The organism is Granulicella sp. L60, from assembly GCF_009765825.1.
Classification (GTDB): Bacteria; Acidobacteriota; Terriglobia; order Terriglobales; family Acidobacteriaceae; genus Edaphobacter.
Genome location: NZ_LMUR01000006.1, coordinates 1 through 12,597, shown reverse-complemented (window position 1 = coordinate 12,597; position 12,597 = coordinate 1). Strand labels below are relative to the sequence as shown.

General features: G+C 53.1%; 13 protein-coding genes and 1 pseudogene. 6 read left to right on the top strand and 8 right to left on the bottom strand.

All coding sequences use genetic code 11. The annotated features are described in order from the left end of the window. Nucleotides 1-92: 92 nt before the first annotated feature. The 3 genes and pseudogenes from GSQ82_RS03185 to GSQ82_RS03175 form a co-directional block, all read right to left on the bottom strand. A pseudogene (locus GSQ82_RS03185) lies at nucleotides 93-335 on the bottom strand (hypothetical protein); the annotation flags it as partial. After that, nucleotides 335-1,249 carry an ArdC family protein gene (locus GSQ82_RS03180; protein WP_158790588.1) on the bottom strand — a complete coding sequence of 305 codons (915 nt, stop codon included), beginning with the start codon at nucleotides 1,247-1,249 and terminating at the stop codon, nucleotides 335-337. The gene GSQ82_RS03180 and the pseudogene GSQ82_RS03185, both read right to left, overlap by 1 nt. Before the next feature lie 15 nt (nucleotides 1,250-1,264). Continuing rightward, complete coding sequence (locus tag GSQ82_RS03175) at nucleotides 1,265-1,552, bottom strand: hypothetical protein (protein ID WP_158790587.1); 288 nt, start codon at nucleotides 1,550-1,552, stop codon at nucleotides 1,265-1,267. Between the two features lie 407 nt (nucleotides 1,553-1,959). On the opposite strand from GSQ82_RS03175, the gene GSQ82_RS03170 reads away from it, so the two are divergent. The 3 genes from GSQ82_RS03170 to GSQ82_RS03160 are packed head-to-tail and all read left to right on the top strand — an operon-like array spanning nucleotide 1,960 to nucleotide 6,089. Further along, nucleotides 1,960-2,517 (top strand): hypothetical protein, encoded by a 558-nt coding sequence (locus GSQ82_RS03170; RefSeq protein ID WP_158790586.1) that lies wholly within the window; start codon nucleotides 1,960-1,962, stop codon nucleotides 2,515-2,517. A 54-nt stretch (nucleotides 2,518-2,571) separates the two neighbouring features. Then, nucleotides 2,572-4,986 (top strand): CHAT domain-containing protein, encoded by a 2,415-nt coding sequence (locus GSQ82_RS03165; RefSeq protein WP_158790585.1) that lies wholly within the window; start codon nucleotides 2,572-2,574, stop codon nucleotides 4,984-4,986. Then, entirely contained in the window at nucleotides 4,983-6,089 is a 1,107-nt protein-coding gene (locus GSQ82_RS03160) for a hypothetical protein (protein WP_158790584.1), read from the top strand. Before GSQ82_RS03165 ends, GSQ82_RS03160 begins: the two co-directional genes overlap by 4 nt. Nucleotides 6,090-6,093: 4 nt before the next feature. Here the strand turns inward: GSQ82_RS03160 and GSQ82_RS03155 are convergent, their stop codons facing one another. The 5 genes from GSQ82_RS03155 to GSQ82_RS03135 form a co-directional block, all read right to left on the bottom strand. After that, nucleotides 6,094-7,560, bottom strand: coding sequence for an LA2681 family HEPN domain-containing protein (locus GSQ82_RS03155; RefSeq protein ID WP_158790583.1), 1,467 nt, complete (start codon nucleotides 7,558-7,560; stop codon nucleotides 6,094-6,096). A 125-nt stretch (nucleotides 7,561-7,685) separates the two neighbouring features. Beyond that, nucleotides 7,686-8,606, bottom strand: a complete 921-nt coding sequence (locus GSQ82_RS03150; protein ID WP_158790582.1) for an ImmA/IrrE family metallo-endopeptidase — start codon at nucleotides 8,604-8,606, stop codon at nucleotides 7,686-7,688. Between the two features lie 25 nt (nucleotides 8,607-8,631). Further along, complete coding sequence (locus tag GSQ82_RS03145; protein WP_158790581.1) at nucleotides 8,632-9,177, bottom strand: helix-turn-helix transcriptional regulator; 546 nt, start codon at nucleotides 9,175-9,177, stop codon at nucleotides 8,632-8,634. Next, complete coding sequence (locus GSQ82_RS03140; protein ID WP_158790580.1) at nucleotides 9,174-9,794, bottom strand: hypothetical protein; 621 nt, start codon at nucleotides 9,792-9,794, stop codon at nucleotides 9,174-9,176. Before GSQ82_RS03140 ends, GSQ82_RS03145 begins: the two co-directional genes overlap by 4 nt. Before the next feature lie 14 nt (nucleotides 9,795-9,808). Continuing rightward, nucleotides 9,809-10,027, bottom strand: a complete 219-nt coding sequence (locus GSQ82_RS03135) for a transcriptional regulator (RefSeq protein ID WP_216847004.1) — start codon at nucleotides 10,025-10,027, stop codon at nucleotides 9,809-9,811. Nucleotides 10,028-10,212: 185 nt separating this feature from the next. On the opposite strand from GSQ82_RS03135, the gene GSQ82_RS03130 reads away from it, so the two are divergent. From GSQ82_RS03130 to GSQ82_RS25520, 3 genes are all read left to right on the top strand, one after another. Further along, nucleotides 10,213-10,977, top strand: coding sequence for a multiubiquitin domain-containing protein (locus GSQ82_RS03130; RefSeq protein WP_158790579.1), 765 nt, complete (start codon nucleotides 10,213-10,215; stop codon nucleotides 10,975-10,977). After that, complete coding sequence (locus tag GSQ82_RS03125) at nucleotides 10,974-12,359, top strand: ThiF family adenylyltransferase (RefSeq protein ID WP_158790578.1); 1,386 nt, start codon at nucleotides 10,974-10,976, stop codon at nucleotides 12,357-12,359. The genes GSQ82_RS03130 and GSQ82_RS03125 overlap by 4 nt, the downstream gene beginning before the upstream one ends. Before the next feature lie 146 nt (nucleotides 12,360-12,505). Further along, nucleotides 12,506-12,597: DUF6527 family protein (locus GSQ82_RS25520; RefSeq protein WP_371417153.1), on the top strand; the 92-nt coding region annotated here is incomplete at its 3' end.

Sequence of the window (12,597 nt, the reverse complement as noted above, 5' to 3'; positions counted from 1 at the left end):
CGACGATCTCCCGCGCCCCGACTGCATTCCTCCATCTCACTTCACATAATCCGGCGCTTCACACAGTACTTCTTATGTTGAGCTCAACATAACCAATAGAACGGATTGAGGTGGGCGCCTCCGGCAAGACCCAACTCGAAACACATCTCCGGGTCGCGCATCGCGTCGCCGTTCTGCTCTCCGTAATGGCAAACAGAGATAGCAGGCAGACCACACGGGCCGGATTCGTCGGTCGCCTCGATAACCAGCGTCATGAACGGCGAGTTCTCGATGCGAAGATAGAGGCCGTGATTCCAGCCTCCTGCGGCTTTGAGGATGCGGAGAAGGGTGTCCATCACGCCGCCTCCTGCAGTTGCGTTTCGCTCGGCTCCTCGGCTTCGGTTGTCGCTTCCGCTTCGTTCTGCATCGGTGGTTCCAAAGCGGCAAGAATGACATTCGCGGTCTGCTGCACTACTTCCAAGCTCTCGGCCAAGAGCGATGCGTTGCCGTGATAGAGGTTGATATAGTCCGCAGACGCGCTGCCAGTGACTAGCCCAATCGCCTTCCCGACGACAAAGGCAACGGCTTCGGCTTCTGTCTCGCGTACTGTCTTGGTGGTGGCCGTGCGCCGTTCGGCCTTGTGCATCATCTCGTGGGCTGCTTCGTGTACGAGCGTCGAAAACTCTTCGGCTTTGGATTGACCCGGAAGGATGGCAATCCGTCCGCCGTAGCTGACTCCCATTGCGGGGGCAATCTTCGGGTTGTAGACAATCTGGATGCCTTGGCTTCTCAGGAATGCCGCGAGACGATCGATGCTCTCGCCGGGGTCGCCTGAGACTTCGTGCAACTCCGGAAGGTCTACGCCGTTGGTCTGCGAGATGTCGAAGACGTAGGCATTGCGGAAGCCCAAAAGGGCGCGGGTGTTCTGCTTGGTGATGTCCTTCTCAGCCTCGCTGTCTTTCTTGCGCTTTACTCCCACAATGGGGGCAAGGATACGAATGCCCTTCGCTCCGGCGTTCACGCTGCGACCGAGGTTTTTCCATGTCCAGAACCCTGCCACTCTCGTGGCTGCTGGCATCTGCCGGGCGATCTCCAGCACATTGCCAAAGCTGTAGTTATGGAAACGGCTCATGGCCGTGAGGTAGTTTGTGAGGGCGTCCGAATTACCAGCTTCTAACTGCTCGATGAGGAGCTTGATGTTGGCTGCGATGATTTCCTGCTTCGTGGTGGGCTTCTTGCTGTCAATGGTTGTGGTGGCTTGGGTGGTCATGGTGTCTCCTTGGGTTTAGGCGCGATGGGTCAAGCGCGGCGCATGGTGTTTCGCGTCGTGCCAATCAAGGGCGATGTTGATGTGGGTAGTGGTTGGGTCTTCCAGCCCGTCGCTAAGAAGTTCCACAGGGACGTTCCCTAGAACCTCTCCGCATGTGGGGCAAGAGATGGTGATGGTGTCGCCGCAAAAGCCCAACTCCGCGAGGTCTACGATGTCCTCGCCTAGTAGGTGTTCCCCCATGTACACGTTGGCGAATCGCCGCCATGTAAAAGGGTTTGGTGTGGTTTGTGCCGTGTCTCGCATTTGCCGCTCCGCCTTTGCTTTGGCCTTTGCACTTCCGCGTTGAAACGCGGCATGTACATGCCGAACGCCACCTGGCGAAGGCGGGGGTAGCAAGTGTCAAGGGGAGGGGTATCTCCCACCGTTGGAGAGGGAGCCGGAGGCGGAACGGAAAGGGCGGAGCGCAGCGGAGGTCTGCACAAGCGAAGCGCGGAAGACTGCGGGAAACCCCTTGACGCGCGCGATCGGGGCAGAGCCCCTTAGCGAGGTCTGTCTTCCGTATCGCGTGCTATGCACGCAAGACCTATTGGGAGGGCGTTGCGGGAAGGAACGGCCCGCTGAGGTGGGGGCTGGAAGCCGTGAAGCGGCTGCAGCCGGGAGGAGACTTCCTCCCGCACGGGTGATGGAACTCAGATTGCTAAACTCGTTGCATGTTGATCTTTACGGACGGAATTTCTGATGAACAGAAGGTAACTGCGAAGTTCCAGTCCACCTATGCCGACATGACGCGCAAATTGAATGAACCAGACTTCATGGAAGCGCTCTTCGCTCACGAGGCGGCCCATCTCGTCTACTACGAGGTGATGGGGCCAATCCGCTATACTGTTTCACCTCCACGAATCTTCTACAGCCCGGAACGACAGGCATTTGACGGACATTTTGCTGCGATTCAGCTTGAGGAAGAGCCGCTCTGCGAACCTCATCACTGGCAGGAATACGTTACAAACATGGCTCGTGCTGCCGTGGCCGGCGGGATCGTCGGGCGGAAGCTGTTCCCTAGCTCTAACGGAGGTGATGAAGAAGATAAAGCTATCTTTCTGAGACTTTGTGTCGCTCTGACGAACCACTTTGGGGGTATTTCGATTGATGCCGAACGAGTCTGGAGTCTGGCGCAGGATGAGGTCACTAAGCAATTGGAAGACGATCCAAAAGTTATGGAATTGATCCAGCAACGAGCCCTTGAGCTCCGGTCTTCTCTCAAGATGTAGAACACTGCTAGTCGATTGTCACTTCTCGACTTGTTTTGGCGCGAAAGTATTCTTATGAAACGATCGAACTCGAAGGTAAATCTGCCCGCAATGCTAGCCGAACTTCGGAAGGCACGCGAGACCCAGCAGTCCTCGCAATTCCTGACCGCATTGGATCGGATACTTAACGCTTCTGCTCTTTCAAAAAGTTGGGATGTGGGCGATAAGGCCGTGCAGGAATCTCACGAGGCTTGGGAATCGGGACTCCTCGCGAACGACGATCTTTTCCTGCTGATCCGTCATGTATCCAATTACTATCTGGCGGCCTCCAACCACGAGGCGGTCATATCCCTCTACCTCCAGGCAGCTGACCGTTTTGCCGACTTCGAAGCATTTCAATCGGCTTATCGAATCCTCAGCGATGCAGAAGAGTACGCAAATGAACATTGCGGCATACATGACAATCTTCGCGTGAAGGATCGCTTCGCAGAAATCTGCATCACTGAAGGTGATCTCAACTATGCCGCCAAGGTCATACGAAGTCTCAAAAAGCTACGCCGTCGCTTTCAATTGGAAACACCCATAGGCCTTGAGATTAACTATGGCAATCTCCAGTTGCGGAAAACTCACTACGGTCCGGCCCTGAAAAGCTTCAAGCGCGGCCTCGATCCCAAGCAGCCATCCGATCTCCGGCTTGTCTGCTTGATGAACAGCAGTATTTGTTTACGCGAACTGGAGAAATACGCCCAGGCAGAGAAATATCTGGGGCATGCGCGCGCCCTTATCGACGAATCAACAGATTCATCCCATCTGATCGAACTCGACCTTGTAGAGGCCAAGACTTGTGTCGCAATGGCCAAATTTACGAAGGCAGCTGAGTGTCTACACAATGCCGTCGGTTTAATCGATCGGCTGATCGCTTCGGCAGGCCGGCTCCACTATCGCCGCGGAATCCGACAACGGTATCGCACCAGAGTGGCGCATATCCTTCAAGAACTCCCTCGAAGCGGCAACACCGAGACCGTTTTGCCAATCATCGCATTTTTGAAAGGAAACTCTTCCTCGGATTGGCTAGCTTTGCTTGATTGGAGGGCTTCTTTGGCATGGAGCGATATACCAACCGAGCTGAAGGAACGATTTGAGAATGCTCTTGCGGGTGTCGCCGCAGCAGGAGCGCCTGTGCTCTATGGGTACAGGGAGAAATATGACGAACCTTGGGCGACCGGGTGGACGCCCGATGAAGAAACCTTCAGTTCGGTATCGTTCGCGCCAGTGATTCCTTGGGCAGATCTCAACACAGCCATCATCGACATCTGCACCCTGACCGTTTGTCACAGCCCGTGGGCGGCAGCGTTATCTTCAAATCGCTCTACCGAATTGCTGCAGGCAATGGGACAAACCGGGCGAATCTTCGCTCAGACATTTACGACATCGGTAGCAAGCATTTATCTCATCAGTTCCAGCGAATACGAACGGATTGAGCTTCCTACAAAAGAAGTATCGGAACTGAGCGTCAGATTTACCATGCACAAAGCTGGGATGGAATCGTCTCAGGAATTCAGAGACCGCCTCGGTGCTTTCACAGATAAGTTGGGTGGTCTGCTAGCAACCCCTCTCGACAAAGCCTGTCAAATTGGTCTTGGCAGCATCATCATCCTTCCCGAGCTCATCTTCTACCCAGTATCGGCGGCAATAACAGCGCATAAACAAGTGAGATCACTGATGCTCGAAGGTCATTTGACCGTTCGCATTTGTCCGATCCTCCACGTGACGCAGCATGTAGACAAAGGATTGAACACTGTGTCTGCCTGTGATGTAGAAGGCGACATACTCAAGTTGAACCACGCAGAGCTGAGCAATGTCTTGCGTATTTTGGCCCCAGCAAATGTCGTGCGCGATACGTTGTCCGGCAGAGACGCGACGAAATCCTTATTTGAAAGCGACGTACTTCATGTTGCTGCACATGGAACTCCCATCTCGAACCTCCGAGATGCGTTCTTCAGCCCAGAGAACAGCGACCAACCGTTATCCAACTTCTACGGGCTCCAATGGATTGCCACGAAGAGCCGGTCCAAAATAGTTTTTCTCAATAGCTGCTTCAGTGCGGACACGATCAACTGGAACGTCATGCAAGGTTTCAAAACGAACGAGCAAATTGGCTTGTCTTCGATGTTTCTCTTGAACCGGAAGGCAAACGTCATTGCGACCGCATGGGGTACATTCGACAGTGCGGCGTATATCTTTGCACAACTGTTTTATGAGGCTGTCGCCAACGGCGCCGTGGCGGCGATTGCCTTCGCTAAAGCTTGTGCGTCGTTGCATGACATGGACGTTGAGAACGTGCACGCGAACCTTGCAACTGTACGACCAGCAGGCTTGGCACAGGAAAAGCAAGCGATCTTCAGAGGCTTAGGAAATCCGTTTAGCCATCCTTACGTTGCCGGGAACTATCTACTTCTGAGCCTGCTACCATCAGCCAACGAGGCATGACCAAAAGTGACAAGACGGCTGACACTCCCTTATTGCAAGAGTTCTTGCAGTCGGACTTGTTGCCCCACCTGGTGGAATTGATTCGAGCATTCCCTTCCTTACGGATCTTGTTCCCGCAACTTTTACAGCTCCGCTTCGTGATCGATGCGAACATTGTGCAAGGTGAGTTGCGATGGCGGCTTAAGAGCCGCAAGAACCCTTCCGCGCGAACGGCTCTACATGAGGTCTTATCGTGTGGCGTCCTGGTCGCGTATGCTCCGCATTTCCTCGAGGGCGAGATCAAGGAGCACGCTCCTCGTCTTGCGCGAGAAACTGCGTCGTCGTTGGCTGACGTTTATCGTGAATGGGAGGATTTTCGTCAGCTTATTTTCTTCTACACAGCGCGTACGAAAAGCAAAATGGACGTGAGTCGAACTGACCCCGATGATGTCGCATATATCGACACACTGGATGAAATCGGGGCACGCGCCATATACACGCGCGACAGCGACTTTCTGCGGACATCCGCACCGGTCGTCCTTGTCGCCATTGACACGTCTTTGCGGGACTACGCGAGGGCCAGTACGCTTCGTATCGCTTTCGTAATGGGATCTTCGATCTCGATTACCTTTGGCTTCGAGGCGTTGCTCGCACTTGGCAGGCTACTCTCGAAACTGGTACGTGCCGCGAGGAGGTTGCCGCCTGCCGCGCAGCTCCTCATTGTTAGTGCAATCATTGCTGTTCTCGCACATCCAAAATCCAGAGCCAAGTTGAACACGCTCTGGGTGCAGCTGAATGCACACGTTGGGCGAAGAACTTGGGAACTACTAGTCAGCGCGATGTATCAATTCGCCGACGCAACGGCAAAGGAGCGAGATGCCTACAACACGATTCAAGAGGTGTTGCCTCCGGCGAAAAAGCGACCTCTGTTGTCACATGTTCGCGCTATCTGTGCAGCGTCACGCAAGCCTCTTTGTTTGGAGGAGATTGCGCGGCGAGTCATCGAAAACGGATATATGCCTCGTTCTGACAAACCTCTTATCTACCTGCGACGCAGACTGCGATCAGACAATTCCTTTGTGGAGTCTGCTCAAGGCTGGGAACTTCGAGGCATCAACGCATGAGAGGTCAGAGCAAAGGAAGCTCTATAGGGGCGGCCAGGGATGTATCGGATGCATGGCGCTCCTCTTCTTCGAGCTTCATGGAAAAGGCAAGATACATCAGGGCTGCGCGCGCGAGCTTTACGATATGTAGTGCATGTCTCTCAAAGTCGCCTAAAGCGATGGTTTCGACTGCGCCCAGCGGTGACGCGGTTCCCATTTCGCGTATCACGAGAGTGCGGTGCTCCAAGAGATTCCGGATACGTTTCAACTCGGCCGCTTCGGGAGCAATAGAGTCTTGATCGTTTGGATCATCGCCGATAATGTCCAATGCGAGCCAACAGAGGCCGCGCAACGCGAGGTTTTTCTTTTCAACGAACTCGGGACGTAGGTCAACTTTCTTCTCGCGCCAAACGTTACGCAGGTCAACTCTCTTGGCATCCATCCCGAGCTTGTAATAGGTATTGACGAAACCCGCGACCTTGTCCAAGAGACCGTAAGCGAGCCGGAAGGCAGTTCGTAATTTCTCGGTCTGAAGACTATGTGCTGGGTAGTCGAGCGTATTGACGAGGAAGCTTTCGCGATCAGCGAAATGGCGTCTCGGCAATCTTGTCCCTTCATATAAAAACCAACGCGCACCGATGTATTCCTGCTTCATTTGGTTAAACCATGCGATGTACTGCGGTGGGTCCATGATGGGGGTGATGTGCGACGGAAGATTCATTCGATCGCCTGCAGCAATGGAATGCTTCCCGAGAACATTCAATGGATTTAAAAACAGGTTGTGTCGCAAAGACCAAAGTCGGTAGTTTCGTTCGGCTGACGATTTGCCCAGCGAGAATTCGTCAAGTGACTGATCCCGACGAATCTGTTCTGGATCGATCTTGCCAGCTATATGCTCTGCGTATGCCTTGTAGTGAACCTTCGCATTGATATTGCCGTTCTCCCAGTTGGCGTCTGCCGCCTGGGTTGCTTCGAGGTATTGATGGGCATATGCCGCAAGAAGATGGGCGTGCCCTGGATCGGGAATACTCCGCAACAGCGCATACATCGCTTCCCCACGATTGCCTTGCGCCATGGCGTATTTCGGTACAAGCTCCAAAGCGCTGTCGTAGAGTTCGATAGCTTCTAAACCCCGACCAAACGCACTCAAGCTATTTCCCAGGTTCACCAGGATTGAGGCCCGCATCACTTCTGGAAGCAGAAGGAAGGTTTTATGCGCGATGGCGCGACGCAGGTAGAGAATCTGGCGCTCACGATGTAGTTGACGCCACTTCCAACTTTGCGGATCTTGGATGGTTTGAATTGCGGACTGGATATTGCTTCGGAAGTACCAGATGTATGCTGAAAATTGATCAGTTTCGTCCGCCACCAAGGTCGCTGCTTGAGCATCCAGCGCCTCAAGCTGAGCGAGGTCGCCGGCGTCTTCGGCATCGTCGATGCGGCTACCGAATTCGTGGAGTTCTTCTGGAGACATGGTGAGTATTTGAGTCAAACCGCGATCTGATGAACGTAGTATGGCATCTCTTTTTCCGTCAAAATACGTTCCAACAGTTCCTTACTCTGGTCTGTCGGGGAAAGCCAAGCGTTGAGGTCGCGTTCTCGAATGCAAGGGCAGTGTCAGCGAAGAATAGGTGAGGTAACTGCAATGATCGTTGGAGACTTTTTCCGATATTGAGCTAGGCTCAGAACGTCGCCTTGGGGAAGTGCGAAAGACTCGATTTCAAATTCATGGGCGTCAGAGCGCGCGTCTTTGATGACGAAGGTCTTGGTGCCGAGTGGCCCTTTGGTGCTGAAGCTGCAATAAGAAGCTAATAGTGCTGCTGCCTCAACTTCACCGAAGTTTGGAAAATTGTTTGCAAACGAGCGCGAGGTCACAAAGTAACGTGCCTTATCGCCCTTGCCACGTCTAGGATGGCACCCGATCACGGCGAAAGACGGCACATCCAAAGTCTCGACCGCGCGATAGACGGTAGCAGTCCAAGAATTCGCAAAATCCTTCCCTATTTCTCCGAGCGACTTGAGAGTATGAGTCTGGCCCAGCACGCGCTCGCTAAATTTATCTTGGAGGAAGAGCAAGCGACCAGCGGCAAAGTTTGCCTCACTCTCGATGAGTTCGTGACAGCTTTGGTTTAGAGTGATGCTATCGTCGCCAAACGTGTAGTCGCCATGCCACTCAAGGATGGAATGGCCAATCTCATGAGCAGAGTTCCAACGCTTCTTCATGTCATGCAGGTTGCCGTCGACTAAAATCCGGCGCTGCTCAGGCACATACAGCGCACGCAAATCTGCATGTCGAATTGCATCCCAGATTCGAACCGGATTCTCAAAGATGAGCTTGGCCCCTATCTTCACTCGACTGACAGTTTCTCGAACCACTCCATCGTCACTTGTCAGATAGTATTGCGGGTCGAGTTTCTGGAGCTGGAATACCGCATTTAGATCCAGAGGTGGCTCTGGTTTCCCAAGTCCACGGAGAATCTTGCTGACCTGGACATCGATCTCTTTAGCGGTTTCTTCTGGAAGGTAGGTATTTCTCAACGGTGTACCCGACGTTCAGCTTCTATCACTGGGAAGCTAATGCTTTCACGAATTCTTTGAGGGCGGCGCGCTGTTCGGCATCAAGGGGTCTCGTGTTCGAGCGTGCCGCGAAAGCGAAAGCAGCATCGGCGACAGTCTTCTCTGCTGTTGCATGACCAGCTATTTGCAGAAGACTTTTCGGCGGCAACTCAAAAACCTTTGCAATCTTGGAGACGAGCATTGGCTGAGGAGGTTGACCGTTTTCGAGACGTACAAGGCTTTCCGGTTCGACATTGAGTTTACCCGCTAGTTGTTGAACGCTCCAACCTTTTTCCCGCCTTGATAAATTCAAGAATTGACCGAAAACAGGAAGGGCCGGAGATGTTTCGATTGCGGCCTGCGGGGCTGAGAGCTTTTCAGTAGAATCGCGCTTATCCGCCGCAAGAGCCAATGGCTCGGATGGTTTCGGCTCTCCATGTGACGTGAATGTGGAAGACAGTTCCGAAATCCAGCCGCCGACGGAAAGCTGCACTCCGTCTTCCTCTTTAGCTTTTGCTGCTAACCATGTCGGGCTCAACCTTAAGTCAATCATCTCTGCGCCTCGGATAGGAATAGCTGTGCTTGGACGGGGGTTGTTTCGAGGTATAACAGGTTACTCATACTGGGGTCTCTATGTACAGGGATCATCTTGCATGTGTTTTCGTAGAAGCGTTCTGTCCTAGGGTTAGGGAGAGAGTGAAGCCCAACTCGTCCCTCGTATCCCACTTCCAAGCTCAAGCCGATCGCAGCGGCGAACAAGTTTAGGCCAACGGTTCCGAAGCGTGGCGGATGACCGTTAGCTTCGGCTAGTTCGCGGATGTTCCAGGGAGCAGCCTCAAGATAATCTATGTAGGCCAACTCCGCACGAGCTTGAGTCGGGATCTTGGCTGAATACTTGGCAAGATCAACTTTCATCAGGCCTTGCAGTTCACCTCTGCATTCGATCCCGAAGAAGCTGAGGCCGATGTCTCCGAGTTGCTGCTCTTTGCGCTCCCAGTTCCAATGCCAGTGCCTTGGAAGTTGATCTGTAGGTGTGCCGCTCGCCTGCATCTTTTTTGCCGCCTCAACTACGAGGGGCCGCCATTTTGCTTGGCTTTCGATGAAGTGCTCAAGGGTAACGTCATCAAAAATGATCCCGTCGACCGCAGTTCCAGTGGCCAATTCAATCAAGTGGATCGGAAGTCTCACAGGACCATAAGCTCAGATTTTGACTTTTTCTCTTCGTCTTCAAAAAAGAGCTTTTCGCCTCGGGCAAGACGAACATCCACCGTTTGGTAAAGACGGAGAGCTTGGCGAACTATCTGAGTTTTCGAAAGGTCTTTCTTGTCCGCCAAGATGTCCAGGGCACACATCTCACCATCCGTGAGATTTAGGGTCATCGTTTTCTTGGTTGCATTCGCCATCTGTTCACCTTTTCCACAGAATAGTGCAAAAACAGCTAAAAGTCAAGCAAATCATGGCTGTTTGCCAGCTATGTTGGCTCTAAATGCACCTTAAAAGGTGCATACCCCGCTTTGTGGTACCTTGACATGTAGCTAATCATTAGCTAACTTTTATATATCCGTTGGCTACACACAAGGAGGCTCTTATGAGAGCTGAAGACGCAAATGAGGTCATTCTGGTCGAAGAGATCTTCGATCACGGCAATCTGGTCGAACTGGTGGTTATCGAGGAGTTTGCCCGCAGGGGAGAACGCCCACCGAGAGCCAAGGTCTACGCCGTGCGGATTGATAAGCACGTCTACCACGTACACAAGGCTGACCCAACAGGAGAAGAATTGCTTCACCTCGCGGGAAAGAGTTCAGCAACAAGTAAGCTGTATCAGATTTTCAAGGGAAAGCAGCCAGAGCCCGTTCTCCCAACGCAGCATGTCGATCTTCATGCACATGGCATCGAGCGTTTTACCACCGTCCCCAAGGACCCCCGCGAGGGGTCCCCGGCGACGGCGGTGCTGCGCCGTGATTTTGTTTTACCGGGCACGGAAATGCAATTCCTGGATTCGCTAGCACTCCCTTGGAGTACAGTTCGTGAGCCGAGTGGCCAACTGCTTCTCGTGATTGAAGATTGGCAAATCCCTACGGGATACACACAGAGAGTCGCGAAACTCGCCCTCGTTATTCCGCCTGGTTACCCTGACACGCAGATTGACATGGTGTATTTCAGCCCTGCCCTCGCTCGTAGTGATGGGCGCCAGATCAATAATTTGACGGTGGTCTCGTGGTCAATCGGTGTATTCCAGCAATGGTCGCGCCATAGAACACCCCAACAGCCTTGGAGAGCAGGTGTTGATGACCTCTCTACGCATCTTTCACTCGTTGACGATTATTTGAGACGGGAGTTCACGATCCGATGACTACGCTGAGATTGACTGACTCGTTGCATTTGGAGTTGCACAACCACCTCTTTCCGGGAGATGGCCTCGAAGCAGTCGCTCTCCTGATCTGCGGAAGGCATGAAGATTCTGAGAGGGGTGTCTTGACGGCGAGAAAGGTCGTGCCTATTCCTTACGAAGAATGCTCGGTGAGAAGAGACGATCTTGTCGTCTGGTCAACGGATTCACTGGATCGAATCGTCGCGGAAGTTTGGAATACCGGTGCGAGTATCGTCAAGGTGCATTCGCACCCCGGAGGATACACCAAATTCTCAGAAGTCGATGACCGCTCAGATCGTGCCCTGTCGTTAGCTTTCGACTGCCTCTTCACGGAAGGAAGACTTCATGCCAGTGCCATCATGTTGCCTTCTGGTCGAATGTTTGGAAGAGAGTTGATCTGTGCAAAGATCGGCGAGCCTCTGAGTTCTGTATTGGTTGCGGGCGAGAACATAGACTTCTGGCCAAACCAGGTATGCGAATCCGAACGGCCCGACGATCGCCGGAATTTGCAAGCATTTGGCAGCGGTACGATTTCGCTCCTCAGCTCTCTCCGGGTCGCAGTCATTGGCTGCTCGGGCACGGGAAGTGTAGTGATTGAGCAACTTGCTCGCTTAGGGGTAGGCAGTTTCGTCTTAGTAGACCCAGATCTGATTGAAGAGAAAAACCTAAACAGAATTTTGAACTCGACTGCTGAGGATGCCCGAGAAGGCACACCCAAAGTCAGAGTGATGGAACGAATGATCCACTCTTTGGGCCGGGGACAGAACGTTTTGGCTCTCCAACAGAACCTAGATTCAGCGGAAGCCGTTCGTCGCGTCTGCGAATGTGACATTATTTTCGGCTGTGTTGACGGTGCCGAAGGACGGAACTTGGCTAATCGGATTGCTGCGTACTATCTACAGGCCTATATAGATGTTGGGGTTAGTCTAGTAGCGGATGGTGTCGGGGGTATCGACGGCATCGCAGGCGCTGTACATTACTATTCTCCAGGAAGCAGCTCGCTCCTAGATCGCGGTGCCTTTACGCTGGAGCAGGTCAGAGCCGAAGAGACTAAGCGAACGAACCCAGATGGCTATGCTGAGTTAAAGCGCCAAAAATACATCCTCGGAGTAGACGAAGAGCGTCCCGCCGTGATCAGCGTGAACACGCTTTTCGCTGCCCTAGCAGTTATGGAGTTTCTCGCCCGCGTACATCGCTTCCGGAATATTCACAATCGCGAGTTCAGCACCGTTCGCGGCGATCTCTGTGAATCAGTGCTCTTTAGAGAACCCGAAATAGGTATTCAAGCACACCTGAAACGCGAGCTAGGACTCGGCGATCAAGTGCCGCTGTTGGGCCGTGTTTCCTTATCGGAGGGCTCGTGACTGTAATCGGCTTACTGAGAAGCTTCCGACAGTTCTTTTCTTCTCGAAAGAAGGTTTACCGAGTGAAATACGTGCTCGATCCGCCACCGTCGGTAGCGACAACGAAAGTTTATGCCGTGGGAGAGGGCGAACCCTGGCTGGCGATCATGAAATGCCCTTGTGGTTGTGGAGAGGATATTCATCTCAGTATCCTCAAGAGCGATTCGCCACGTTGGAACCTTCGTGTTGATCGAGGAGG

Coding starts and splice junctions, on each gene's coding strand:
- GSQ82_RS03160 (WP_158790584.1), top strand. CDS start 4,983: ATGACCAAAAGTGACAAGACGGCTGACACTCCCTTATTGCAAGAGTTC.
- GSQ82_RS03125 (WP_158790578.1), top strand. CDS start 10,974: ATGACTACGCTGAGATTGACTGACTCGTTGCATTTGGAGTTGCACAAC.
- GSQ82_RS03180 (WP_158790588.1), bottom strand. CDS start 1,249: ATGACCACCCAAGCCACCACAACCATTGACAGCAAGAAGCCCACCACG.
- GSQ82_RS03175 (WP_158790587.1), bottom strand. CDS start 1,552: ATGCGAGACACGGCACAAACCACACCAAACCCTTTTACATGGCGGCGA.
- GSQ82_RS03165 (WP_158790585.1), top strand. CDS start 2,572: ATGAAACGATCGAACTCGAAGGTAAATCTGCCCGCAATGCTAGCCGAA.
- GSQ82_RS03170 (WP_158790586.1), top strand. CDS start 1,960: ATGTTGATCTTTACGGACGGAATTTCTGATGAACAGAAGGTAACTGCG.
- GSQ82_RS03135 (WP_216847004.1), bottom strand. CDS start 10,027: ATGGCGAATGCAACCAAGAAAACGATGACCCTAAATCTCACGGATGGT.
- GSQ82_RS03145 (WP_158790581.1), bottom strand. CDS start 9,177: ATGATTGACTTAAGGTTGAGCCCGACATGGTTAGCAGCAAAAGCTAAA.
- GSQ82_RS03130 (WP_158790579.1), top strand. CDS start 10,213: ATGAGAGCTGAAGACGCAAATGAGGTCATTCTGGTCGAAGAGATCTTC.